This is a genomic window from Sulfitobacter sp. M22 (assembly GCF_021736025.1).
Lineage (GTDB): Bacteria > Pseudomonadota > Alphaproteobacteria > Rhodobacterales > Rhodobacteraceae > Sulfitobacter > Sulfitobacter litoralis.
Genome location: NZ_WMEC01000001.1, coordinates 575,356 through 600,393, shown reverse-complemented (window position 1 = coordinate 600,393; position 25,038 = coordinate 575,356). Strand labels below are relative to the sequence as shown.

Below are 25,038 nucleotides of genomic sequence, written 5' to 3'. Positions count from 1 at the left end.
CCGCGTCATGTCATTGCGCTGTCCCTTGCGCAGCTTGGCAGAGCGTCTAGCCCTCTAGCTGCGGCCAAAGTTCAAGACGTTCGGTGCCCGGGCGCAGCATGACCGCTCCCATCGCCAATTGCCGCATATATCGCCTGACCCGATGACGGGTGCCGCCCTGCACAGGTCGCGCCACGCTAGAAATTGCGCTGCTCACCGGAATAGGAGGCGTGAGCCCATACCGTGACGCCATATCGATTTGGATGGCTTGTGCAGGGGCGGCCTGCCAGCGCTTGAGCTGGGGGGTTTCTACGATCACGGCGTCTGCGAGCGCCGGCACTTTCGCCGACCGCTCAAGAAGTTTACGCGCCCCTTCGGGCCAAAGGACATACGCGGCGGCCCCGCTTCGGTCGAGCCACAGCCGCCGCAAGTCTGACATCTGCGGATGCGCCGCCCCCAACAGCTTTTTACGGCCACGTGTTTCGAGGCTCAGGTGTTCTATGTCCTTAATCTGCATGGCTTGGGCAAGAAACGGGGCGACAGAAGGCATAAGCCACGCGTCATCTTCCAGTATGAGGATCGGCTCGTCCGCTGCGACAACCCGCTGCCACGCAGACCGATGCGACAAAAGGCACGCTTTTTCGACATCTCGTAAAGGTCTTTGCCAGCGGCTCCATTCCAGATCATTCGCAAGGCTTGGCAGCTGCGCCACGCCTATCGCGGGAACCACATCCAGCCCTAAACCCAGCCGTTCAGCCTGGCCGCGCTGAAATGCCAACCGTTGCGTTTCACGGGCAAGATTGATGACAAGCGCGCGCATCAGCCTAACCGCTGAAGTCGCCAGAGAAGACTTTTAGATAGGCATCCACAATCGCTGATTTGCTAAAGTACTGGTCCAGACGCGCGCGCGCGCCAGCCACAAAAGACGCCGCGAGCGTTTTATCATCGCGGATGCGCGCCAAACCTGCCGCAATCGCATCATGATCGTCGATTTCGGTTACAATACCGTCAATGCCATCCCGCATATACCAATCCGGCCCTTCAGACCGGGTGGCAACGGTCGGCACGCCGACTTTCCAAGCCTCCAAAAGAGTGTTGCCAAGCGGTTCATGGCGCGAGGGCATAACGAAAGCATCGGCGGCGGCCACGACGTGAAAGGGCTCGGATACCCAGCCGGTAAAATGAACCCGTTCTGCCATGCCAAGTTCGCGTGCTAACGCCTCGAGGTTGCCGCGTTCCCGACCATCGCCCAACAACCACAGATGAGCCCCAGGCAGCTTTGCCACAGCCCGTATCAGCACATCAAACCCCTTGCGTGGCACAAAGCGCCCGCTCGCGGCCACGACAAAAGCGTCCTCGGGCGTGTTCAGGCTGGCGCGGTCAATCGCGACTGGGGTGATGTCCCGCGCAAAGTTAGAGATTGTCAGCACAGGCTTGGTCCAGCCAAGATCCCGACACCGCGTTGCGATGCCGGGCAGATTGCCGACCAGCAGGTCGCACTTGCCAAAATGCTTGAGGTTTTGCGGAAAGTCCCCCATCCGGGCAAGCTTTACCGTATCAGGCCAGCTGTGCAAAAGCCGGCCCGCCCGTGGCATCCATGCCATCACGGCGTCTGGCTTCCAGCTTTTCACCCAACGGTCAGCTTGATAATGCGCGACAAGAGACATCGGCGAGATGCGGCTGAAATTATTGCGTATCACCGGACCAAGCGGGGATATCTCGGGCTCCCAACTGCGGTTAGGCCGGATAATGAAACGCTGCTCGACGCCCCGTTCGGCAAAGGCCTGGGCAAGGTTCACAAAGAACCGTTCGGCGCCACCTTCTTTACCAAAGTGAATATGGAGAACCCGTGGCTCCCTGGTCTTGGCCGCGGTCACGTGCGCCATCCTTCACGCCGTCTATGGCGCGCCAAAGCAAGGCGATACCTCAGCGCGTAACGTGCGCGGTGCAGAAATTGAACGAAACCGCCGCGCCGCGCCGTGCGCCGCGCCCTTCCGACTGTTCCGGTCACGGTCTGCTGATCCCCAAGTACCACAGGCGGCGGCAAAACCAAAGAAACGCGCAGCCCGGTTTCCCAGACAAACTTTTGGTCTTCATCTACGGGGCGGAAAAAAGGCAAGGCCTGTGCAACCAAACGCGCAGCCGCGCTTTTGGTGAGCGCATACCCTATCAGGCAGGTTGGCACACGGTAGGGCGTGCCGATCTGGACATCATCAAGCAATGTCCGTGCGTCGCAAAGCTCTACGTCTGTATCCAAAGTGAACAGTTTAGTCATGTCCCAGTCGCCGGCTGCGTCGGCGCTCAGCGCCCTTAAAACGGGGCCAAGCTGCGCTGTTGCGTCGAAATCATCTTCAAAGATGAATCCCCCTGCAGCGTCACCGTCTGCAATGCGCTGCCACGCGGCGATATGCGACAGGTAACACCCGATTTCAGCCGGTACCAACGGGTGGCGTCCCTCTTTGGCGTTGCGCTTGGCGTCGTAGGTTCGGGCAATCTCGGCCTCGGTTAAGGCCCAGCCATTCACGCCTTCGACCCGCTCGAAGGCAATATCCTGTGCGGTCATAATTTTGGTAACCGCGTCAAGACGGGCGGTGTTGTCAGCAAGGTTAATCACATAGGACGGCCACATCTTATGCGTTCCCGCTTGACTGGAGGTTCTCGTGGATGCGTGCCGCATCGGTGCATGCGCGGGCGCGACTATCCGCAACCATCGCCTGCTCTGCGGATTTAGTCATATCAACCATTACTGTGCTCCAATCCTCATCCATACCGTCGATGCGACGCAAATATTATCAACGCTGTGCCACAAACAATTCCGATCGCGCATCAGCGGCTTTGCCGTCAAGATATCAAGCAACTTTGCTATATGTAACCACATCAATCGCAAGGGTCCATACGTGTCCGATTGAGGGTGGAAAGGTGACAGCGGCGACGCAGAGAATGCTTTTGGAGATGCGAAGGTGTTCCATTGGATATCGAAACAGTTTACGACGTCAGCTGTTTGGCGCCTAAGACTTTCATTGTGCAGTAGCTATCCCTGCAAATTGTTATATTGGGTGCCTTTTAGGGAATGAGGCGGGAGTGTCATGAACTTTGTGTATCTGGTCTGGCCCATGCGGGTTTTAGATACAGTCACGCATTTAAGCGATCCTCAAACATTATGGCGAAATGATTGCGGGCCGCAAACCATTCTCGAACATTTCGGCCGCCTTTCTCAAACTTGCGGATCGCCAAGTAGATCAGCTTCGTGGCTGCGCCTTCGGTCGGGAACGATCCCCGCGTCTTAATCGATTTGCGGATTACACGGTTCAAGCTTTCAATTGCGTTGGTGGTGTAGATGATCTTTCGGATGGCGGGATCAAAAGCAAAGAACGGGATCACTTCCTGCCAAGCCCTGCGCCAGGCCGGTGCGATGGAGGCATATTTTCCGGCCCATTTTTCCTCGAAGGCATCCAACTCCAAACCAGCTTGATCGGCTGTAGGGGCGCTGTAAATCCGCCGTAGATCAGCGGCCACTTCCTTGCGATCTTTCCAGGCACAGAAGTTCAACGAGTGGCGCACGAGATGGACAATGCACGTTTGCACGGCCGTGTCCGGAAAGGCTGCAGTGATGGCGTCAGGGAAACCCTTGAGTCCGTCCACGACCGCAATCAGGATGTCTTGCAGCCCACGGTTCTTAAGCTCTGTCATCACGGAGAGCCAAAATTTGGCGCCCTCGTTGTCAGCGATCCAAAGACCGAGAACCTCGCGCACGCCATCCTTGCTGACGCCAAGGGCCACGTAGACGGCTTTGTTCTTGACCATGCGGCTATCCACTGCACGGCAGGGCATTGCGAAGCAATGTCCCGAGAGGGGCGTCACGGATTTTGACCCGTAGAGCGTCAAAAATGACGATGGGATACATCCGGTCCAGCGCCCGGGACTGCCATTCCCGAACCTCATCCAGCACCGCATCGGTCACGCGGCTGATCAAGTCTGGCGAAACTTGCAGGCCATAGACGTCCTCAAGATGAGCACGGATATCGCGGACCGTCAGACCGGCTGCGTAGAGGCCAATGATCTTGTCATCCATCCCATCAATGCGGGTCTGTCCCTTCTTCACCAGTTCAGGCTCGAAGCTGCCGTCCCGGTCCCGCGGCACAGTGATAGGCAGTTCGCCGTCTTGCCCCTTCAATTTCTTAGCGGATGAGCCGTTGCGACGGTTGGCCTGATCAGGCGGGGCATCTTTTCCGTCTTCATAGCCCAGATGTGCAGTCAGCTCAGCCCCGAGCATCCGTTCCATCGTAACCGCTCGATTGGCACCGCCTGCCTGATCCTGGCCTTTTGTTCTAAGAGACGTGTTTAATGACGTCGTTAACGACGTGTCTTAGGCGGGGTGTGTGATGCGGGGTGAAGTTCTGGGGTTTGAGCGTCGGCGGCGATGGAGCGATGATGAGAAGATCGGGATCATCATGTCGGTCGGGGTTGATGGTGCCTCGGTGACGCAAGTTGCGCAGCGCCATGATGTAACTCGCCAGCAGCTTTATGCCTGGCGACATGATCTGAAGAAGAAGGGGCTTTGGTCTCCAGACGATGGGGCGCTCTTTATCCCTTTGGATGTCGCGCCTGATCCTTGCGTTCCAGTCATACCTGATCTGGCACCTAACCTATCGGAGCCCACATCAATAGAACTGCGTTTGCGCAGTGGACGCTGCCTCTGCTTTGACAGCACAATGGACCCAGGCGCGCTGGTGCAGTTGATCCGAGCGGTGGAGGCGGCATGATCGGTCCCGGGACTGGCGTTCGTGTGTATTTGGCTTGTGGTGTCACAGATATGAGGAAGGGCATCGCAGGCCTGTCGGCGCTGACGCAGGATGTTTTGCGCCAGAAGCCGACCAGTGGCGCAGTGTTTGCCTTCCGCGGGCGCAGGGGTGACCGGATCAAGCTTTTGTTCTGGGATGGTCAGGGCTTTTGCCTCTATTACAAAGTGCTTGAACGGGGCCGCTTTCCTTGGCCTACCGCGACAGAGGGTGCGGCGCGACTGACCTCCGCGCAACTGGCGATGTTGTGGGAAGGCATGGATTGGCGCAGGCCGGATTGGGGCGCACCACCGGCTCGCGTCGGGTGAATTACACGTCTGAATAGCTTTGTTTTTATGGTGCCTATGCACTGGGTATGGTAGGTTTACCCATGTCCATTGATACGCAAAACCTCCCTGATGACCCTACCATTTTGAAGGCAATGATCGCTGCTTTGCAGGCTGAGAATGCCAAGATATCGGCCACTTTACGGGTCCATGATCAACTGGTTCAGGCGCTGCGCTTGCGGATCGCCAAGTTGCAGAAACTGGCTTTTGGCAAATCTTCGGAAAAAGATCGAACGCGAAATTGAGCAGCTGGAACTGGCACTGGAAGACCTGCTTGTGGCTGTTGCCGAAGGGGACGATGGCCTCATCGACGAAGGGCATGATGAACCATCACCAGACACTGCCGATGCGCCCGCTTTGCGCCGTCGGCCACGTGTCTCAGATGCGACCACGCGCGAACGCCGCGAACTGGACCCCGGTAGCTGCTGCCCGGACTGTGGCGGCGATCTACGTGTGGTAGGTGAGGATGTCAGCGAACTGCTGGATATGATCGCTGCGCAGATGAAGGTCATCCAGATCGCCCGGATCAAGAAGTCCTGTCGTCGCTGTGAGAAGATGGTGCAGGAACCCGCACCGAGCCGCCCGATCCCGGGCAGCATGGCGGGGCCAAACCTGCTTGCGCATATTCTGGTCTCCAAGTTTGACGATCACCTTCCACTCTATCGCCAGCACGAGATCTTCGAGCGTATGGGCGCGGACATCCCCGAAAGCACGCTGGTCGGCTGGTGCGGACGCTCCATGAAGACCTTGTCGCCGTTGATTGAACGGATTGAGGCTGACATCATGGGCAGCGACCTGCTGCACGCAGATGACACACCGATCCGGGTGCTGGACCGCTCAAAGCGCGACAAGGGTCTTGGCAAAGGGGTCAAGCAAGGCCGGATCTGGGCCTATGTGCGCGACCAACGTCCTTGGGCGGGGGCATCGCCACCGGGGGCCGTCTATCGATTTGCACCGAACTGGAAGGAAGAGCACGTTCTCAGCCATCTGGCGGATGCACGTGGCATCCTTCAGGCGGACGGTTACAAAGGCTATGCCAAGCTTTACCTGCCTGATACGGGTGGCGTGCCGCGTTTACGAGAAGCGGCCTGTTGGGCCCATCTGCGGCGCGACTTCCATGACTTCTGGACATCAACCAAGTCCGAGATCGCCCGCGAGGCGCTCGACCGGATCGGAAAGCTCTACGATATCGAGCGCGACATCAACGGCAAAGCTGCGGACGCCCGATATGCCGCGCGCCAAAAGCTGAGCCAGCCAAAGGTCACAGCCTTCTTCGTCTGGTCAGAACAGCAACTCCTGGGCATTCCGGGCAAGAGTGATTTGGCTAAAGCGTTCCGCTATGGTCTGAGCCGTCGAGACGCCTTCAGCCTGTTCCTGACCGACGGGCGTGTAGCAATAGACAACAACCCCGCTGAACGTGCCCTGCGCCCAATTGGAGTAGGACGGAAAAACTGGCTCTTTGCAGGGGCAGACACAGGCGCAGAAACTCTCTCACGCGCCATGACCATCATCGAAACCGCCAAGCTGAACGGCCTTGATCCGCAGGCCTACCTTGCCGATGTCCTCGACCGCATCCACGATCACAAGATCAACCGGCTGGACGAGTTGCTGCCTTGGAACTGGGCACCAGCGGATACCGAGAACAGTCAAGCTGCATAAGCTGCGGTATCAATGGTGCGGTTACCGTCCATCCGACAGCGTGATGTCCACGCGCTGCGCGCTGACGCAACAAGGCGGATCTCTCATGTCACGCGCAGGATCGGCGCTTTCCAGCGGTGGCGCATCAATCTCGATGGGGAGGAAAATGCTCTCAACCACGGCATCAGCGGTAGATACGCCGCCCTCTACAGGAGCAAATCGAGGGTCTTTCAGCCACTTGAAAATCAGGTTCGCGTTCATGGAATAGCGTCGCGCAACCTGTGCAACGGAAACGCCCTCTGTCAGCGTCTGCGCGCAAATCGTGCGCTTCTCGTCATCCGACCAGACACGCTTCTTCAAGCCCTTCTTTCCCGCCATAACCAACCTCAAGATGTCCACTACCGTAAGCGGTGCGCCCACCCCACCTTCCTTGTGAGTCCCCGATCTGAGATTCAGCCCTGACGGATGGATTATCAGGGAGTTTCTCCATGGAGCGCTCAACGGAGTTTCTCAGTAACATTGATTTGGTGGTGGGGCCGCGTGGTCACCGCCGTTGGCCGGATGCGGTGAAGGCACAGATCGTGGCCGAGACGTTGGTGGAAGGTGCGACAGTTGGCGCTGTGGCACGGCGGTATGACATGCGGGCCAATCATTTATCGGAATGGCGACGCATGGCGCGCGAGGGCAAACTGGTTCTGCCCGCTGTGACCGAGGAACCAAGCTTTGCAGCGTTGGTTGTGCGCGAAGATGTTGAGGCGACACCTGACCCTGAGCCGCCGTCGCCGTTGGATCTGATTTGTGGGAGTGTCACTGTGCGATTGGATGCAGGCACATCGGCGGCGCGCATTGCCGAGATTGCCCGCGCCTTGAATGCGCTCTCATGATGTTCCCATCAAACCGAGTGAGGATCGTTGTCGCGACCAAGCCGGTGGACTTCCGCAAGGGTCATGATGGGCTGGCAGCGCTTGTCAAAAACGAGTTGCGCAAGGACCCGTTCACCGGGATAGTTTTTGTGTTCCGCTCAAAGCGGGCAGATCGGCTGAAGTTGCTGTATTGGGACGGCACTGGTTTGGTCATGGCTTACAAAAAGATTGGAGGAACAAACCTTCACGTGGCCCGCTATCAAAGATGGTCTGATGTCGCTAAACCATGCCCAGTTTGAAGCACTTTTCTCGGGTTTAGACTGGCGCAAAGTAAGGGCTTTATCAGTGCGTCCGCCGACTGCGGCAGAGTGAATCAGGCTGTCTTTTGCAGAGGTGTTGAGCTGCAGGAAATGGTAGTCATTCCCCATGTCAAAACCAGTTGATCTCCCTAATGATGTTGAGGCCCTGGAAGGCGTTGCTTGTCGCCTCAGAGGATCGCAATCTGCGCAAGCAGGATCGTATTGATCAGTTGGAGAAACTGGTATCTGACTTCAAACGTGCGCTGTTTGGCGCAAAGTCTGAGAAGGCCGATCCCGAGCAATTTGAGCTGTCACTTGAAGACATTGAAACCTCGATGGCTATGGTTCATGCTGAAGACGAAGCGCTTGATCCGCCTGCATCGCGCTCGGCAAAACCGCGCAACACCAATCGTGGGTCACTGCCAAAGCATCTGCCCCGCATTGAAGAGGTAATTGCGCCCGATAATATGACCTGCGGCTGCGGTGGTGAGCGCCATGTAATTGGTGAGGACACGTCTGAGCGCCTCGACATCATCCCCGCCCAGTTCCGTGTGATCGTCACCCGCCGCCCAAAGTATGCTTGCCGATCCTGCACCAATGGTGTGGTGCAAGCGCCTGCACCAGCGCGCCTGATCCCAGGCGGCATGCCGACAGAGGCAACGGTGGCGCATGTTCTTGTCAGCAAATATGCGGATCACCTGCCACTGTATCGCCAGGCACAGATTTACAGCCGCCAAGGGATCGATCTGGATCGCTCCACCCTCGCGGGATGGGTTGGCAAAGCGGCCTATGAGCTACGCCCTGTCTTCGATGCGTTAATGGCTGACCTCAAATGCTCAACCAAACTCTTCATGGATGAAACAAGAGCACCAGTGCTTGATCCGGGTAGACGTAAAACCAAAACTGGTTACTTCTGGGCACTGGCCCGCGATGATAGGGCTTGGTGTGGAGCGGCACCACCGGGCGTTGCCTTTACATATGCGCCCGGGCGTTCCGGCCAATATGCAGATGACATTTTGAAAGGCTTCTCTGGCATCCTCCAAGTGGACGGATATGCCGGGTATAACCGCTTACTCAAACGCGCCGATGACAATGTCGTCTTGGCCTACTGCTGGGCCCACGCACGCCGCAAACTGCACGAAGTTGCACAATCTGGCACTGCCCCCATCGCCGAAGACGGGCTGAAACAGATCGCTGCGCTCTACCTGATCGAAAAGGATATCCGGGGTCTGGCACCCGAGGTGCGATTGGCAGCACGGCAAGACCAATCGGCACCGTTGATCGTCGCGTTTGAGGAGTGGCTCACGACCAACCGCGCGCGGCTGTCTGCCAAAGCCCCTTTGGGCGAAGCTCTCAAATACATCGCAAAATACTGGGATGGACTGTGCCTGTTTCTGACTGACGGCCGCATCGAAATGGACAGTAACGCAGTGGAACGCACGATCCGTCCCATCGCTCTGAACCGCAAGAACGCACTCTTCGCTGGCCACGACGCCGGAGCCTCAAACTGGGGCGTCATCGCTTCCTTGATCGAGACCTGCAAATTGAACAGTGTCGATCCGCATGCCTATCTGGCCGATACGTTCACTGCCATCGTCGCAGGCCACAAACAAAGCCAGATCAACGATCTGCTACCATGGAATTACGCTAAATAGGTGGGATCGGCGCACCGCTTACCCACTACCGATAGTGGACACTATCACCCACTCCATCTCGTAGGCATGGCAGTCACACCGGACGGATACTGACCATCATCGAAACCGCCAAGCTGAACGGCCTTGATCCGCAGGCCTACCTTGCCGATGTCCTCGACCGCATCCACGATCACAAGATCAACCGGCTGGACGAGTTGCTGCCTTGGAACTGGGCACCAGCGGATACCGAGAACAGTCAAGCTGCATAAGCTGCGGTATCAATGGTGCGGTTACGTTCCATCAGCTTAATCTTGAGCTCTTTCATTAGCCCGGCATCGCCAAGCAGGTCTTCAGGCCGCTCGCAGCCCTTCAGTAGTTCGTCCAGCAGTTCCTTGGATATGGTCATCGTCCTTGCTCCTCTCAGGAAGCATGGACCAGATCGCAGTTACACAGAAGATCGGACACTCTCTCTCAAGGTACTCGAAATCGAAGAAATTGACTAACTTGCATTTCATTTCCATGAAAGTTGCGGGAAACGAACTACTCACCTGAGCTGTCCCAGCCATGCATAGGCTCCCCTCCGCCGGTCATGTTTCCATCTTAATAGGTATTGACAAGACGCTGGCGCACGAAAAATGTTCATTTGCGCTTGTCCCGCGAACTAATCCTTCGTCCGCGCATCTAACTTTCACCAATCGAGAATGCTGCACGATGCGTGAATGGACGGCCTGGGGAAGCCGCGGTGCGGCATCGGAGCCAGGTCTGAATGTCCGCTTTGGGCCGTTTGCGACACAATACCATCTCGCAGTGAAATCAAGATAGCTCCCTTTCACCCGTTATAATTCAAACGGAGGCCTGGTGACTTCCATCTCGCATGATAAAGACATCCGGTTCCTGAAGCCGTAATCCATGCATCGCACATGTCCTCTCCGCCAAAGCAAATGTTTGTGGTATAGGGGTCCCCCTCCACCTCGGCGAACTCGACTTCGCCGCTTTCGGGGCACACTATGCTGATACCGCCGCGCATCAGCGTTGCGACGCATATCTTACCATCCGCCTGAACAGCCAAGCTATCGAGCAGCTGGTAGTCAGGCAGCGTTGCAACCAGTCTACCGGGCATATCGAATGATAGCGGTCCAATTTCTCCTGGCGCGACAAGGTCAAAGCTCCATATTCGACTGGTCTTCGTTTCAGCGACGTAAACCGTCCTGTTATCTGGGGAAAGCCCGATTCCATTAGGTGTGATCATCGGTGAATGAACCCGAGCTATATGACTGCCATCAGTCTTGGCATAGTAAAATGCACCGTGGTGCACATAGGTCGATGTCGACTTGCCAAGATCCGTGAAGTAGAAGCCTCCATTCGTATCGAAGACGATATCATTTGGCCCTCTGAGCGGCTGACCTTCACAGCTTTCATAAATCGTTTCGACAGAGCCGTTACTAGGATCCACTCGTTGGATTGACCCTCCTTTATAGTCATCTGGAGTTCCAATCGGACGCCTGATGCCATCTGCCTCGGTCCAAACAAAGCCGCCGTTATTGCAGACATATATCATACCATCAGGACCGACGGCGGCACCGTTTGGCCCTCCCCCGAGCTTTGCGATAACATCGATCTTACCCTCGGGGTCTACGCGAGATAGTGTCTGACCACGGATTTCGACTAAAATGACCGTGCCGTCAGCCATAGTTATTGGTCCCTCCGGAAAGTCTAGACCCTCGCAAACTTTAGTAAGCTTCATATTAAATCGCCCTTTTTACAAGTTCTTGCATTTATTAACGGGTAATAAACTCAGATAATTAACGGGTATGCGAGTACTACACTGTTATCTTGATAGAGAAACTCCACACGCCGTTTATTAAAATGCCAGGCACGACCCCCAGTAATCCTGACACGGATACCGATCAAACTGTGCGGCACTAAACACTAAATCATTTTCGCATATCACTTCTTTGCTTCACGACCTCAATTCACGTTGCCAAGGCCTTCCGTCAGTCGATACCAATTTCTCAGACGTATTGTGTATAAGGATTCGATCTATCATACTTAGGAAGTTCTGTTGCTCATCAATGGCCAACGGCGAGAGCATACTCTGAATAGCATCTTCAATAAGGGGCGCGGCATCCGTGATAGCTGCTTTGCCGGACGAAGTTATAAACGCTACACGAGATCGTTTATCTCTGATCCCAACTTCTCGTTTGATCATACCGTGCTTTACTAGCCGCTTCACTACGTCGGCGACAGTCGAGGCATCTAATCCAGCTCGAGATGCAATGCTCGTTTGCTCAACTCCGGGCTCCATATCGATTATCACAAGGATCGTATATTGGATTGGCGTCAAGTTAACGTGCTGCAAGCAATCCAGAAAAACGGCGACTGATAACTGGTGTAAACGCCGAATTTGGTACCCCGGCGTTCGAATTCTTGCCCACGATTTTTTGTCCATCAAACTTTCGATTCAGGTTAAACTCGTTATCTTCTGAGCTGGTTTTCACCAAGCTTGTCTAAGCGTAGAAACGTATGTGCGTTAGGCCAATAAAAATTTTACCGGCCTAACCTCTAATTCAACCATGAGACCGGTATCAATACCAACTCTGGGAAGGCGACAAGTATGCTGCCGATGACCAAGTCAATCATCAGAAACCACAAAATTCCCTGAAAAATACCACCTAGAGATACCTTGTCGCCAACAACCCCTTTGATGACAAAGACATTCATTCCCATTGGAGGCGAAATCATTCCGATCTCAAGAAGTTTGGTTAGGAAGACGCCAAACCAAATGAGGTTAAATCCAGCCGTCTCGACAATAGGTAGCACGATTGGAAGTGTTAGCAGCATTGCGCCGATGGGTTCGAGAAACATACCCAAAACAAGGTATATTACTGCGATCCCGAGGATCAGGAATATCGGATCCGAACCAAAACCGATAACTAGATTTGTTATGAATTCTCCTGAACCGCTGAGCGCGAGGAAACGTATAAGTAAAGCTGCGCCACAACCGATTATAAAAAGGCCAGACGTGGTGGTTAAGGTTTCGACCGCTGCTTCCCAGAGGTCTTCGAAGCTTAAAGAACGAGACGCAATCGAAATAAGTATCGAGAGCACCGATCCCACCGCTCCCGCCTCTGTGGGTGTAAAGAACCCAGCGAGAAGACCTCCGAACACCCCCAGGACCAATACTAAGATCGGTATTGTCTCCCTTAGCGCCCTGAAACGCATTCCCCAAGTGATCTCTTCGTTTACCGCCGGCGCAAGTTCAGGCTTCAACTTCACCCGCACAATAATCAATCCGATGTAACCAAGTGCTGTGATCAGACCGACAGATATCCCGCCCACAAAAAGTGACGCAATTGGGACCTGCGCTATAATACCGTATAGGATCATCAGGATTGACGGGGGAATAAGAGCCCCAAGCGTCCCGGCTACGGCTAGGGTGCCAGCCGCAAGCTTTGGATCATAGTTATATTTGACCATTTCTGGGAAAGCGATCCTACCCATCGCGGCCGAGCATGCGATGGAGGAGCCTGCGACGGCTGCGAAACCAGCGGCCCCAAATACAGAAGCTACCGCCAAGCCTCCCGGCAACGCCGATAGCCATAGACGAGCGCATTTGAACAGACCGCGCGTTAGCCCCGCCCGGTAGCTGACATAGCCCATCATAAGAAACATCGGAATCGAGCTCAGTGTCCATGTGGCTGCAAATGTCTGCGGCACAAGACTGATGGTTCCCCAAGCGGCTCTTGGTCCACTGATCCAGTAAATTCCTACAAAGGACACGCCAATAAGAGCAAATCCAATCGGGACCCTATTCGCCACCAAAAAAACAAGGACACCTATGCAAATCAGGCCTATTTCAAGATTGCTCATAATTGACTATCTCCGCGTAGCGGTTCGTTTTCGGGCAATCTACCAATTAAGAACTGCAAAAAGCGCATGGCTACGAATAGGCACAAAACACCGCACCCTACCGGCAATAGCCAGTAGGACGGCCATACGTACAAACGCAGGCCGGATTCCATGTCGAAGGCCCCAAGTTTGTATTTTTTTAACGCCGTCAACCAAGCGCTGTAGGTAAGCAAGCTGAACACGACCAGCGTAACCAAATGCCCGCAAGCAACTTGAAACTGCCCCCATCGCCGAGGCAACAGTCCAGAAATTGCGTCCATGGATATGTGCTGTCCCAGTCGCTCGGTATACGCCAAAGGTAAAAATGCGCAGGCAACCATATAGTATTCAGATACGATTACGATTGTCCCAGGAAGAGACCGACCGAGAATCAAGCGGCTGATAACGTCAGCCGTGACATGTGACATCATAAGCAGGACAGCAATTACAGCCGCCACCATGAGTAGATCGACAATCTTGTCGACCGCCGCCCAAAGTCCAATTGACCCTGGGCGAAGATTGTTTTTAATCATGATTGGAACCCCATTATCCAACAGCCTAATTCAGGCCGTAGGTTTCAAGGTTCAACTTCGAATGTATTTCGGTCCAGTACAGCTCGGTTAAAGCTTCAGTGTCAGTCGGATCAAGTGGGTCGGTCAAAGCTTTCCATTTTTCCAACAATCCTATGAAAGTTTCGACTTTTTCATCAACTTTTTCCAAGCCGAAATCATCGCGATAGATCGCTTTGATTGTCTCGATATCATCCTTGATGAATGCTTCAGTTGCAGATTTCAGATCGGGATCAGACTCAACTATCGCAATTCCTTGATCACGTGCGGTTTGAAGGTCTATCACTTCTTGCTTCATGTATCCGGTAACCATGAAAGCGGTGGCTTTCGACATACCACGCGCCACTGCCTTGCGATCCTCGAGCGAAAGGCTCAGCCAAAAATCAAGGTTCAACTGCCCGATACCCGAGCCGCCAAATGTCCCTCCTGGCATGCCCGGAGTAATTCCACCGACAACATCAAAAAGGCTTAGGTTACTCATTTCGCCCACTGCGTTGATAGTGCAATCGACAAGGCCCTGATTTAGACCATCGAAAACTTCATTCGCAGAAATCGTTATCGGTGAGGCCCCCATGGTTTCAGCCCAACGTCGAAATACACTCACTGGACCACGTATCGCACGGCCCCTGACGTCAGCGACCGATGATATGGGCTCCTTGCACAGCAACGAGAATTGAGAACCTGGTGCGAACGCTAGCCCAATCTGGTTCTGAGCCAAATTCTGCTCTACGCACTCAGGACATTGCATTGTGACATATTCCATCAACGCCCCACCCACCGTCGCACCGTCGCACCGATGCTGGTTGGCCGTTCTCCCAAATTAGCAACCATTGTCAGATCTGCGACGAAATTCTGTTCAGAAAACTCGCTTGGAAAATAGGCGGTTAACAGCATAGTAGAATCCGCCACGCCAGATGTTAGCCCTGGTGAAGCTTGTTTGAGATCCAGCACCGTTAGCGCGAAAACTTCGGTATCAAGATCAGTATTTTCTTCGACATGTTGCGCGAGCGTTTTAAAGGTATCATCTACAATTGATTGAGCCGGGAACCCGTGGGCGATCCGCATTGTATCGGCCTGAGCAACCCCAGCGGCTGACATTAAACTTAGCGCAGCGGCCACCTTTATTAGATTATTTTTCTGCATCACTTTCCTCCTCCTCGCTTTAGCCGCTTGGGCCAAAGCACTCCCCTCGCCAGACTCAGATATCTGACAAAAAAATGATGCACTGAGACGGATTATTTATCAAGTATACTCATTATATTGGTAAAACTCATTTACTATCATATAGTTAAACCAACATCCTACACTCAAAAGATACCAAACCTATGGCAAGATATGGAACGAACTTCAAAACCCGAGGACCAAATTTTAGGTAATTACGAAAAGTGTTTGATGATTCTGTATTTCACAGCCATTTCCAAAATGAAGAAACTTTACACCCTTGCACTAGCTCCAAAAATCAAGTCGTAGACACCGACGTTCGCTGAGCAGCAGCGCGGATTTCGAGTGCAATGCGGACCTTATTACTCAGAATTAGCTATCAAAGTTCAATCTATCACCACACTGCGAATTCCATAGCGCTATTGCTTGTTGGTATAGAAACGAAAAAAGGTGCCCGGAGGGCACCCTAAGTTTCTCATAGCCAAGCACATCGTTTACCACTCGTTTGTTTTATGCCTGCGGCTTGGCCGTCGCTAGGGGCTTGCGCACCGGCCCCCTGTTCGATGGAATGAGAGAAGAAACTATCTCTTTTCTCATTTCGAAACTGCTAAGATCTTGAAGCCGCACTAGGGCTCGATGCTATTCCGTTTGTACCCTCATGCCCCCAAAAGATGTCTCGTTCCCCTCCGTGATTGCTGTACTAGACCATCAAACTCCATAAAGGATCTGCCCCCAGCCCGCGTGAATAAAATCAACAACTTACGCGAACTGGGCGTTAATCACCCTGTAAATGGCCGCCGAAACACTCGAAATGGGCTTCATATGCTTGGCTTTTTAACACACCCGCTCAACTTGGCTTAGCTGCAGCCGGATGTGCCGCCGCAGGTGTTGCACTTCATGCAGGTGCCGTTGCGGACCAGAGTGTAGTTTCCGCATTCGCCACAGGCTTCGCCCTCGTAGCCTTGCATCTTTGCCTTTACCCGTGCGTCCATGCTGACTGCGCTGCTCGAGACCGCAGTGGTTGACCCCATGGTCGTGGAGGCGGATTGCTGCACAGCCTGTGGCATCGCACGGTCCAGGGTCTGGGTGCCGCCCGGCCCCTGCCCGCCTTGCAGCAAGACCAAATCTTGCGGCATCCGGTTGCGCAGATAACCGGTAGAGCTGATCTGCCTGAGAACTTCCAGTGACCGCGTTGCCGCAGTTTCCGAGAGTTCTGAGACGTTCGCAACGCTCTCCTGATCTCCGCGTCCGATGCTGTCAAAGCTGGCACCTTCAGGCTGGACATGGGCCAGATCGGTCCGATCCAAATAAGACACGGCCAGTTCGCGGAACACATAGTCCAGGATCGAGGTCGCGTTCTTGATGCTGTCATTGCCTTGCACCATGCCGGCGGGTTCGAACTTGGTGAAGGTGAACGCGTCAACGAATTCCTCGAGCGGGACACCGTATTGCAGGCCCACGGACACGGCGATGGCAAAATTGTTCATCATCGCGCGGAAGCCCGCGCCTTCCTTGTGCATGTCGATAAAGATCTCGCCCAAGGAGCCGTCTTCGTATTCACCGGTGCGCAGATAGACTTTGTGCCCGCCCACATTGGCCTTTTGGGTATAGCCCTTGCGCCGCTGAGGCATCTTTTCGCGGTGCGATTTGATGATCTCTTTGACAATAACTTTCTCGACGATCTTTTCAGCCAGCACGACAGCCTTCTCGTGGGCGGTGCCGGATTCCAGTGTTTCTGCCGCCTCGTCGTCATCTTCGACCAGCGCAGAAGCCAAGGGCTGCGACAGTTTCGATCCGTCACGGTAGAGCGCGTTGGCTTTTACCCCGAGGGACCAGGAAAGCTCGTACGCGCTTTGGCAGTCTTCGATGGTGGCGTCGTTTGGCATGTTGATCGTCTTGGAGATCGCCCCCGAGATAAACGACTGTGCTGCGGCCATCATGTAGATATGGCTATTCACAGACAGGTAGCGCTTGCCCTTCTTGCCGCAGGGATTGGCACAGTCAAAGATGCTGTAATGTTCAGTCTTGAGGAACGGCGCGCCTTCCAGGGTCATTGTGCCGCAAACGTGATCGTTGGCTGCTTCGATGTCTTTCTTGGAGAAGCCCAAAGATTTCAGCAGGTCAAACGTCGGATCATTCAGCTTTTCGGCAGGGATGCCAAGGACTTGGGTGCAGAACTCCTCGCCCAGGGTCCATTGGTTAAAGACAAAGCGGATGTCAAAGGCCTGCGCCAGCGCCGCGTCAATCTTGGCCAGCTCGTTAGGACCGAAACCGTGGCCAACCAACGTGGTGTGGTTAATCGCGGGTGCGTTCCCGATGGTGCCGTGACCGACGGCATAGCTTACCATCTCTTCGATCTGGGCAGAGCCGTAGCCGAGCTTTTCAAGCGCCGCAGGTACGGATTGGTTGATAATTTTGAAATAACCTCCGCCCGCGAGTTTCTTGAATTTTACCAGCGCAAAGTCAGGCTCGATCCCGGTGGTGTCGCAATCCATGACCAGACCAATGGTGCCCGTGGGCGCGATCACAGACGTTTGCGCGTTGCGATACCCGTGCTTCTCGCCAAGGCGCAAGGCCTCGTCCCATGTTGCCGTTGCAATGGCGATCAGGTTGCCTTGAGGGCAGTTCGCATGATCCAGCGGTACGGGCTTGACCGAAAGTGCCTCGTAGCCGTCTGCATTTCCATATGCCGCGTTGCGGTGGTTGCGGATGACGCGCAGCATGTGGTCTGCGTTCTTGGCATGGCCCGGGAAGGCCCCCAATTCGCCGGCCATCTCGGCCGAGGCTGCATAAGATACGCCGGTCATGATCGCGGTCAGCGCACCACATAGCGCACGGCCTTCAACACTGTCGTAGCTAAAGCCCATGTTCATCAGCAAGCCGCCAATGTTGGCATAGCCCAGACCCAGCGTGCGGAAGTCATAGGACCGCTGCGCGATTTCCTTGGACGGGAACTGCGCCATCATCACCGAAATTTCCAACGTGACAGTCCACAGACGCGAGGCATGCATATAGTCTTCGACCATGAACTCCCCATCTTGCAGGAAGGTCAGTAGGTTCATCGACGCGAGGTTACAGGCCGTGTCGTCCAGGAACATGTATTCTGAACAAGGGTTTGATCCGCGGATCGCGCCGTCTTTTGGGCAGGTGTGCCAGTCGTTGACCGTGTCGTGGTACTGGATGCCCGGATCCGCGCAGGCCCATGCAGCGTGGCCGACCTGCTCCCACAGATCACGGGCGCGGATGGTTTTCGACACGCGCCCTGTGGTGCGGTCCAGCAGTTCCCAATCGGCGTCTTTTTCGACGGCATGCAAGAACGCGTTGGTCACACGGATCGAGTTGTTGGAGTTCTGGCCCGAAACGGACGAATAGGCTTCGGAATCCCAGTCGGTGTCATAGGTCGGGAATTCGATCGAGGTATGACCCTGCTTGGCGTAATCCAGAACGCGTTTGACGTATGTCTCTGGGATCGCGCATTTTTTGGCGCTGCGGATTGCTGCCTTCAGCTGATCGTTCTTAACGGGGTCATAGGCATCGGCCTGCGTCCCATCCCACGCCTTGATCGCGGCGAAAAGCTTGTTCAGCTCGCGTTCATGCATCTTGGAGCCGGCGACGATAGACGCGACCTTCTGCTCTTCGATGACCTTCCAGTTGATAAAATCCTCGATATCGGGGTGGTCCGCATCGACGATTACCATTTTCGCCGCACGCCGCGTTGTGCCGCCAGACTTGATCGCGCCCGCCGCACGGTCCCCGATCTTGAGAAAGCCCATCAGACCCGACGACTTACCGCCCCCCGAAAGCTTCTCCCCTGCCCCGCGAAGGCTGGAAAAGTTGGTGCCCGTGCCCGAGCCATATTTGAACAGACGCGCTTCGCGGACCCATAGATCCATGATGCCGCCGTCGCCGACCAGATCGTCAGCAACCGACTGAATGAAACACGCATGGGGCTGCGGGTGTTCGTAAGAGGAGGTCGAACGCGTCAGCTTGCCGGTTTTATAATCGACGTAATAATGCCCCTGTGCCGGGCCATCGATGCCATAGGCCCAGTGCAGACCGGTGTTGAACCATTGCGGGCTGTTGGGCGCACCGCGTTGGCTGGCCAGAATGTGGCGCATCTCGTCATAATAGGCTTGGGCGTCCTCTTCGGTGGTGAAATAGCCACCTTTCCAGCCCCAGTATGCCCAAGCGCCAGCCAGACGGTCAAACACCTGCTTGGAGGACGTCTCTCCGCCCATCGTGGCATCTTCGGTGGGCACGGAACGCCACAGGAATTCCGGCACCCCCTTTTCTTTGACCTTCTTGGTCTCGGAGGGCACGCCCGCTTTGCGGAAATACTTCTGGGCAATCACATCAGAGGCGACCTGGCTCCAGCTTGAGGGTACTTCGACGTTATCGAGGCGAAAAACCACTGACCCGTCAGGATTGCGGATTTCGGAGGCGGTGCTCACAAAGTCCAGTTCAGCATATGCATCCTGACCGGATTGCGTGAATTTTCTTTCGATTTTCATAAGTGCCGCCCCAATTTCCAAACTCTTAACCCGCGGCATGATGAAGCCGCACGACGCTGTCGCAGATGTGCACCGTCGCCTGTACACCGGTCAGGCCAGCCCCGCATCGGTGCCATTTTGACTGGCGCAAACCCGCGGTACCTGAAGTCACCTGATCCAAGCGCCGCCCCCATCTGACACCAGATATAGTGCCGCGCCCATCAACTCACACAAACTGACGTATGCGGCCCTATCGGGTCAACGGGTTTATTATTGTCTTTCGGAAACTAGAGGCTTGACCGGATCGGCATTTTTTGAAGCTTTGGCGAATGCGGCGATTCAGCAAAATGATATGCACAGAGCACAAACGGGGTGACCCGAATTTGGCATCTCGGATAAAGTTAACAGACACTGGAGTTTAGCACAGTTGCCTCATGCATCGCCTGAGTTATCCACAAAACACCGCACAGCCGGCTGGGGATAAGAAATGCTGAACTGTGGACTATTATTTTTTTAGCCGTCACCAGATCTAGGCTGCAAAGCGGGGCCATTTGGCCACATCTAGAAGGCGGTTCTGTTGCAAAAACGTAAGATTGCACACAAATACAGCGTTCTGATCTGCATGAAGCAGATCAGGAACACTATATGTGGTGGTTCTTAAAGTGGTCGGGGCGAGAAGATTCGAACTTCCGACCCCCTGTACCCAAAACAGGTGCGCTACCAGGCTGCGCCACGCCCCGACTGCGGCCTACTTAGCCCCAAGCAATCGGATTGAAAAGCCCTAACTGCACAGAAAACGATAGTTTTTGAAGAACTAACAGGGCCACGCGGGATTACGCCCTGCAAAGGCAGGATGTCGCAGCTGTGTGCCGGTGGTAATGCCCATGCGCGCGCTTAACCCGCCGTTGATTTCCAACACAGCAAGCAACGCATCACTGCCCCCCTCCAGCAGAGATTCGTCGAGCGGAATGGCGTTGCGGTGGATATTCTGAACCACACCCCGCGCATCAATGAATAACAGGTCCAGCGGAATCAATGTGTTACGCATCCAAAAGCTAAGGCGTTGGGGGCGGTCATAGATAAAAAGCATCCCCGCACTGCCCGGCAGCGATGTGCGATGCATCAACCCTTGGGCGCGCTCACCGTCATCATCGGCGACCTCGACGCTGAATCGCGCCTGCCCCCAGTCCCCCCGCAAGGTCACGCTGTCTGCGCGACACGCAGCAGACGCGCCACTTGCGACGGCCACCGCAGCAAGCGCCAGAACGCCCGTGCGGATCAGCTTCGCGCGGTGCCAGATGAATCGAGCCGTATCGTTTCCCATGCATGTACCTCAGCCGCCATTTGCCCGCGCTCACCTTGGATCACGCGTAGCGCCAGCGCCTCGCCCGGCTGCAAATCCGACAAACCCGACTGGCGCAACACCTCTATATGTAGAAAGATGTCTTCGCTTTTGCCAAACACATTTGCGAAACCAAAGCCCTTTGACTTGTCGAACCATTTGACCCGAGCAGGTTCCAGTGGTGCCGCAGCCACGAGGGCGGGGTCGATGCCCACAATATCGGACAGGGCCATGGCCTGGGCTGTCGCAGGCGGGTGCACGGCATGGATCTGCGTCGCTTGCACACCGCGGTCGGTCTTGTGAACCGTAAGATCAATTCGCGCACCATCCGCAACCGAGCTTTGACCGTAATTGCGCAACACATTGACGTGCAACAGGATATCGGGCCCGCCTGAGTCTGAGACAACGAAACCGAACCCCTTTGCGGGGTCGAACCATTTCACCACGCCGGAAACGGCAGAGCTATTGCTGGATACTTCTGACACAAATGTCCTTTGGTCTTCTCTAGGTCAGGCAACTAAGTGCCCGCGTACAAAATATCAGCGACAAAAATCGCCTTACGGGTTTAATCTCGTTACGCTCCAATCGTCGCTTGGTCCGGCACGTCGCCAGACAAAACGGTCATGCAATCTATATTCTCCGTCAGCCCAGAACTCTATCTCAACCGGCGTAATCCGGTAGCCGCCCCAAAAAGCGGGGCGGTCTGGGTTTGGTCCCTTCTTGGCGGTAACCTTTGCCACCTCGGTGACCAAGGCCGCGCGGCTGGCAAGAGGGGACGATTGGTCAGAGGCCCAAGCCCCCAACCGGCTTTTGAGCGAACGTGATTTATAATAAGCGTCCGCCTGTGGGCCTTCTTCTTTCGTAATGGTGCCGCGCACACGAATTTGTCGGCGCAGCGATTTCCAATGCATCACAAAGGCGGCTTTGCCCGCGTGATCCAGTTCTTGCGCTTTGGCGCTGGTATAATTGGTGTAAAAGACAAAGGCCGCGTCTTCTATCTCTTTCAGCAGAACCATCCGAGCATTTGGCAACCCGTCCGCATCCACAGTGGAAAGCGCGATGGCGTTCGGGTCGTTGATCTCGGTATTTGTGGCTTCATCGAGCCAGCGGCGTGCGATCTCGAAAGGGTTATCGCCGGCAAATATACCTTTGCGCGCTTCCATAATCCTGACCCCCTTCTATGCGCAGCAGCGCAATCTTGCGCCATTGCTGTATATCAAATGACATATAATAACAACTAAAGACACCCCCGCGCCTGGATCCGCCAAGGCGGCTTACTACGGAGTGCTCTGAAAGAGCCGCGGTCATCGTGCAGCCTTGATGCCAAACTATCAATAGCATAAACCGGATAAAAGCTCAGTGACATAGTCGAAGGAAAAACAATGGCAAATGACTTTATGGCAGGCAAACGTGGACTTATCATGGGCCTTGCCAATGACAAGTCGATTGCCTGGGGAATCGCACGCACTCTTGCTGACGCAGGTGCAGAGCTGGCGTTTTCCTATCAGGGCGAAGCGCTGAAAAAGCGTGTTGGCCCGCTGGCAGCACAGTTGGGTAGCGACCTGGTTCTGCCCTGTGACGTTGGGTCGGAAGAGTCGATCGATGCGCTGTTCACTTCTCTTGGCGAACGCTGGGACGGGATCGACTTTATCGTGCACGCGATCGGGTTCTCGGACAAAAACGAATTGCGCGGGCGCTATGTGGATACCAGCCGCGCCAACTTTGCAATGTCGATGGACATCTCGGTCTATTCCTTCACCGCTGTGATGCAGCGCGCGGAAAAGATGATGAAGCCGGGCGGCAGTGCCGTGACCCTCACCTATTACGGTGCGGAAAAAGTGATGCCGCATTATAACGTGATGGGCGTCGCCAAGGCTGCACTAGAAGCTTCGGTGAAATATTTGGCCGAAGATCTGGGCAAAGACGGCATCCGCGTCAACGCGATCAGCGCCGGCCCGATCAAGACTTTGGCCGCCTCGGGCATCGGCGACTTCCGCTATATCATGAAGTGGAACGAATATAATTCGCCGCTGCGCCGCAATGTCACCATTGACGATGTGGGCAAATCGGCGCTGTTCCTGCTCAGCGATCTTGGGTCTGGCACCACGGGCGAGAACTTGCATGTGGACGCGGGCTATCATGTTGTCGGCATGAAAGCCGTCGACGCCCCAGACATGACAAAGGAATAACGACATGAGCAAGGATGCCTCGCGTCTGCCCCACGAAAAAGGGTTTCACATCAGCTGGGACCAGATTCACCGTGACAGCCGGGCGCTGGCGTGGCGATTGGACGGTATGGGCCCTGACGACGGCGGCTGGCGGGCTGTGGTCGCCATCACCCGTGGTGGTATGGCCCCCGCAATGATCGCCGCGCGCGAGCTGGACATTCGCACTGTCGATACGATTTCGATCAAGTCCTACGACCATCAGGATCAATCAGATGCGGTCGTGCTTAAAGCCCCTGATGCAGAGCTGATGGGCGATGGAACGGGCATCCTGATCATCGACGATCTAGTGGATTCAGGCAAAACCCTCGAGGTCGTCCGCAGACTTTATCCCAATGCACATCTGGCGACGGTCTATGCCAAGCCCAAAGGACGCCCGCAGGTGGATACGTTCATCACCGAGGTCAGCCAGGACACGTGGATTTTCTTTCCTTGGGACATGGCCTTGCAATACGTCGAACCCTACCGCGGCAAGGACTGAACGCGCGCCCGAAAATACATGCCTTCGGCGAGGATTTAGGACCATTTGGAAGCAGCGGCTACGCGCCGCGTCAGACTTTGCGCTGGTCTGCTCGCCGGATCCCCCCTCCCTCGCCCAGCCTGGAGCACCTTTGACATGATCCCGCGTACCGCTGCGACTTTCTCTCCCCCGGTGATGGAGGCGCGCCGGTGGTTGTCGGGCGTCCATTTTGACGCTGACCGGCCCTTGATCAACGTCAGTCAGGCTGCCCCTGTCGACCCGCCCCCGCAGGCAATGCGTCAGGCGATGGCGGATGTCGCGCTGAATAATGACGACGCGCATCTTTATGGCCCTGTGCTGGGCCTGCCCGAATTACGCGACGAGCTGGCCGCTCAGGTCAGCGCTCATTACGCCGGTGCCGTGGAACCTGCGCAGGCGGCAATTACATCAGGCTGCAATCAGGCATTTGCCGCTGCGATTGCCACGCTTTGTGCCGAGGGCGACGAGGTGATCCTGCCGGTGCCGTGGTACTTTAACCATAAGATGTGGCTGGATATGTCAGGCGTGGCAGCCGTGCCGCTGGCTGTGGGCGACGCGCTTTTACCGGATCCCGATCACGCAGCTTCGCTCATTACCGACCGCACCCGCGCCATTGCCTTGGTGACGCCAAATAACCCCGGCGGCGTCGAATATCCCGAAGAGCTGGTGCAGGCGTTTTTCGATCTGGCCCGCGCCCGCGGCATCGCGCTGATCGTAGATGAAACCTATCGTGATTTCGACAGCCGTTCAGGCCCGCCGCACCGTCTGTTTCAAGACCCCGACTGGCATGACACGCTGATCCACCTCTATTCCTTTTCCAAAGCGTACCGTCTGACGGGGCACCGCGTGGGTGCGATTGTCGCATCTGAAGACCGGCTGACCGAAGTCGAGAAGTTCCTTGATACGGTTGCAATTTGCCCCGGGCAGATCGGACAGCATGCCGCCCTTTGGGGCATGCAGAACCTTGACAGCTGGCTTGCCGGCGAGCGGCGCGAAATCCTTGCGCGGCGTCAGGCGATAGCGGACAACATGCACCAGTTGGACGCCAAAGGCTGGAAGCTCTTGGGGCTTGGGGGCTATTTTGCCTATATGTCCCATCCGTTTGAGGAAAGCTCTGCCTTGCTGGCCCCGAGGCTGGTACGGGATGCGGCGGTTCTGACCTTGCCCGGCACGATGTTCCACCCGACAGAGGACCCCACCGGCGCACGTCATTTGCGGATCGCCTTTGCCAATCTGGATGTCGCAGGGATCGACGTGCTGTTTGACCGCCTGACACAGGTTTAACGGGCCTCTTGCCCCCCTGCCACGCACCGCATAGACAGGGCA

General features: G+C 55.4%; 23 protein-coding genes, 1 tRNA gene and 4 pseudogenes. 11 read left to right on the top strand and 17 right to left on the bottom strand.

What is annotated here, in order from left to right:
• Window positions 1-46: 46 nt before the first annotated feature.
• The 4 genes and pseudogenes from GLP52_RS02935 to GLP52_RS19650 all read right to left on the bottom strand — a co-directional run.
• Window positions 47-799: a glycosyltransferase family 25 protein gene (locus GLP52_RS02935; RefSeq protein WP_237271521.1), complete on the bottom strand. Its 753-nt coding sequence runs from the start codon at window positions 797-799 to the stop codon at window positions 47-49.
• A gap of 4 nt (window positions 800-803) precedes the next feature.
• Window positions 804-1,865: a glycosyltransferase gene (locus GLP52_RS02930; RefSeq protein WP_237271520.1), complete on the bottom strand. Its 1,062-nt coding sequence runs from the start codon at window positions 1,863-1,865 to the stop codon at window positions 804-806.
• The gene (locus tag GLP52_RS02925; protein ID WP_237271519.1) at window positions 1,853-2,608 is read right to left on the bottom strand and encodes a glycosyltransferase family 25 protein; all 756 of its coding nucleotides are present in this window, start codon (window positions 2,606-2,608) and stop codon (window positions 1,853-1,855) included. The genes GLP52_RS02930 and GLP52_RS02925 overlap by 13 nt, the downstream gene beginning before the upstream one ends.
• Window positions 2,609-3,111: 503 nt before the next feature.
• A pseudogene (locus tag GLP52_RS19650) lies at window positions 3,112-4,339 on the bottom strand (IS256 family transposase); the annotation flags it as partial.
• A gap of 22 nt (window positions 4,340-4,361) precedes the next feature.
• On the opposite strand from GLP52_RS19650, the gene tnpA reads away from it, so the two are divergent.
• The 3 genes and pseudogenes from tnpA to tnpC (GLP52_RS02905) all read left to right on the top strand — a co-directional run bounded on the left by tnpA (window position 4,362) and on the right by tnpC (GLP52_RS02905) (window position 6,763).
• Entirely contained in the window at window positions 4,362-4,742 is a 381-nt protein-coding gene (gene tnpA, locus GLP52_RS02915; protein WP_219436719.1) for an IS66-like element accessory protein TnpA, read from the top strand.
• The gene (gene tnpB, locus GLP52_RS02910) at window positions 4,739-5,086 is read left to right on the top strand and encodes an IS66 family insertion sequence element accessory protein TnpB (RefSeq protein WP_219436718.1); all 348 of its coding nucleotides are present in this window, start codon (window positions 4,739-4,741) and stop codon (window positions 5,084-5,086) included. Before tnpA ends, tnpB (GLP52_RS02910) begins: the two co-directional genes overlap by 4 nt.
• Window positions 5,087-5,148: 62 nt before the next feature.
• Window positions 5,149-6,763 (top strand): annotated as a pseudogene (gene tnpC / locus GLP52_RS02905) (IS66 family transposase).
• Window positions 6,764-6,784: 21 nt separating this feature from the next.
• On the opposite strand, the gene GLP52_RS02900 reads toward tnpC (GLP52_RS02905), so the two are convergent.
• Complete coding sequence (locus tag GLP52_RS02900) at window positions 6,785-7,120, bottom strand: transposase (protein WP_237273354.1); 336 nt, start codon at window positions 7,118-7,120, stop codon at window positions 6,785-6,787.
• Window positions 7,121-7,230: 110 nt separating this feature from the next.
• On the opposite strand from GLP52_RS02900, the gene GLP52_RS02895 reads away from it, so the two are divergent.
• The 5 genes and pseudogenes from GLP52_RS02895 to GLP52_RS02880 form a co-directional block, all read left to right on the top strand.
• A complete protein-coding gene (locus tag GLP52_RS02895) occupies window positions 7,231-7,626 on the top strand; it encodes a transposase (RefSeq protein WP_237271144.1) in 396 nt (131 codons plus the stop codon).
• Window positions 7,623-7,904: an IS66 family insertion sequence element accessory protein TnpB gene (gene tnpB, locus GLP52_RS02890; protein ID WP_237271234.1), complete on the top strand. Its 282-nt coding sequence runs from the start codon at window positions 7,623-7,625 to the stop codon at window positions 7,902-7,904. The genes GLP52_RS02895 and tnpB (GLP52_RS02890) overlap by 4 nt, the downstream gene beginning before the upstream one ends.
• Entirely contained in the window at window positions 7,879-7,977 is a 99-nt protein-coding gene (locus GLP52_RS19645; RefSeq protein ID WP_443069442.1) for a hypothetical protein, read from the top strand. The genes tnpB (GLP52_RS02890) and GLP52_RS19645 overlap by 26 nt, the downstream gene beginning before the upstream one ends.
• Before the next feature lie 54 nt (window positions 7,978-8,031).
• A pseudogene (gene tnpC, locus GLP52_RS02885) lies at window positions 8,032-9,559 on the top strand (IS66 family transposase).
• Window positions 9,560-9,645: 86 nt separating this feature from the next.
• Window positions 9,646-9,807 (top strand): annotated as a pseudogene (locus tag GLP52_RS02880) (transposase domain-containing protein); the annotation flags it as partial.
• On the opposite strand, the gene GLP52_RS02875 reads toward GLP52_RS02880, so the two are convergent.
• The 12 genes from GLP52_RS02875 to pdxH all read right to left on the bottom strand — a co-directional run bounded on the left by GLP52_RS02875 (window position 9,795) and on the right by pdxH (window position 22,151).
• On the bottom strand, window positions 9,795-9,944 hold the full coding sequence (locus GLP52_RS02875) for a hypothetical protein (RefSeq protein WP_237271517.1): 150 nt from the start codon (window positions 9,942-9,944) through the stop codon (window positions 9,795-9,797). The pseudogene GLP52_RS02880 and the gene GLP52_RS02875 sit on opposite strands and share 13 nt — an antisense overlap.
• Window positions 9,945-10,367: 423 nt before the next feature.
• Window positions 10,368-11,282 (bottom strand): SMP-30/gluconolactonase/LRE family protein, encoded by a 915-nt coding sequence (locus GLP52_RS02870; RefSeq protein WP_272903341.1) that lies wholly within the window; start codon window positions 11,280-11,282, stop codon window positions 10,368-10,370.
• A 216-nt stretch (window positions 11,283-11,498) separates the two neighbouring features.
• Complete coding sequence (locus tag GLP52_RS19640) at window positions 11,499-11,987, bottom strand: MarR family winged helix-turn-helix transcriptional regulator (protein ID WP_423837020.1); 489 nt, start codon at window positions 11,985-11,987, stop codon at window positions 11,499-11,501.
• A 113-nt stretch (window positions 11,988-12,100) separates the two neighbouring features.
• On the bottom strand, window positions 12,101-13,408 hold the full coding sequence (locus tag GLP52_RS02865; RefSeq protein WP_138923107.1) for a TRAP transporter large permease: 1,308 nt from the start codon (window positions 13,406-13,408) through the stop codon (window positions 12,101-12,103).
• Window positions 13,405-13,959 (bottom strand): TRAP transporter small permease, encoded by a 555-nt coding sequence (locus GLP52_RS02860; protein ID WP_138923106.1) that lies wholly within the window; start codon window positions 13,957-13,959, stop codon window positions 13,405-13,407. Before GLP52_RS02860 ends, GLP52_RS02865 begins: the two co-directional genes overlap by 4 nt.
• 25 nt (window positions 13,960-13,984) lie before the next feature.
• Window positions 13,985-14,743: a hypothetical protein gene (locus tag GLP52_RS02855; RefSeq protein ID WP_237273586.1), complete on the bottom strand. Its 759-nt coding sequence runs from the start codon at window positions 14,741-14,743 to the stop codon at window positions 13,985-13,987.
• Between the two features lie 14 nt (window positions 14,744-14,757).
• The gene (locus GLP52_RS02850) at window positions 14,758-15,141 is read right to left on the bottom strand and encodes a hypothetical protein (RefSeq protein ID WP_237273353.1); all 384 of its coding nucleotides are present in this window, start codon (window positions 15,139-15,141) and stop codon (window positions 14,758-14,760) included.
• A gap of 872 nt (window positions 15,142-16,013) precedes the next feature.
• Window positions 16,014-19,667 (bottom strand): vitamin B12-dependent ribonucleotide reductase, encoded by a 3,654-nt coding sequence (locus GLP52_RS02845; RefSeq protein WP_237271515.1) that lies wholly within the window; start codon window positions 19,665-19,667, stop codon window positions 16,014-16,016.
• Between the two features lie 642 nt (window positions 19,668-20,309).
• Window positions 20,310-20,386 (bottom strand) — tRNA-Pro (locus tag GLP52_RS02840).
• A gap of 74 nt (window positions 20,387-20,460) precedes the next feature.
• The gene (locus tag GLP52_RS02835; RefSeq protein WP_237271514.1) at window positions 20,461-20,970 is read right to left on the bottom strand and encodes a DUF192 domain-containing protein; all 510 of its coding nucleotides are present in this window, start codon (window positions 20,968-20,970) and stop codon (window positions 20,461-20,463) included.
• Window positions 20,925-21,473, bottom strand: a complete 549-nt coding sequence (locus GLP52_RS02830) for a cold-shock protein (protein ID WP_237271513.1) — start codon at window positions 21,471-21,473, stop codon at window positions 20,925-20,927. Before GLP52_RS02830 ends, GLP52_RS02835 begins: the two co-directional genes overlap by 46 nt.
• A 72-nt stretch (window positions 21,474-21,545) precedes the next feature.
• Entirely contained in the window at window positions 21,546-22,151 is a 606-nt protein-coding gene (pdxH, locus tag GLP52_RS02825) for a pyridoxamine 5'-phosphate oxidase (RefSeq protein WP_237271512.1), read from the bottom strand.
• A gap of 219 nt (window positions 22,152-22,370) precedes the next feature.
• On the opposite strand from pdxH, the gene fabI reads away from it, so the two are divergent.
• The 3 genes from fabI to GLP52_RS02810 all read left to right on the top strand — a co-directional run bounded on the left by fabI (window position 22,371) and on the right by GLP52_RS02810 (window position 24,996).
• Complete coding sequence (gene fabI / locus GLP52_RS02820; RefSeq protein ID WP_093732541.1) at window positions 22,371-23,177, top strand: enoyl-ACP reductase FabI; 807 nt, start codon at window positions 22,371-22,373, stop codon at window positions 23,175-23,177.
• Between the two features lie 4 nt (window positions 23,178-23,181).
• A complete protein-coding gene (gpt, locus tag GLP52_RS02815; protein WP_093732542.1) occupies window positions 23,182-23,694 on the top strand; it encodes a xanthine phosphoribosyltransferase in 513 nt (170 codons plus the stop codon).
• A 174-nt stretch (window positions 23,695-23,868) separates the two neighbouring features.
• Entirely contained in the window at window positions 23,869-24,996 is a 1,128-nt protein-coding gene (locus GLP52_RS02810) for an aminotransferase (protein WP_414718558.1), read from the top strand.
• The last annotated feature ends 42 nt before the right edge of the window (window positions 24,997-25,038 follow it).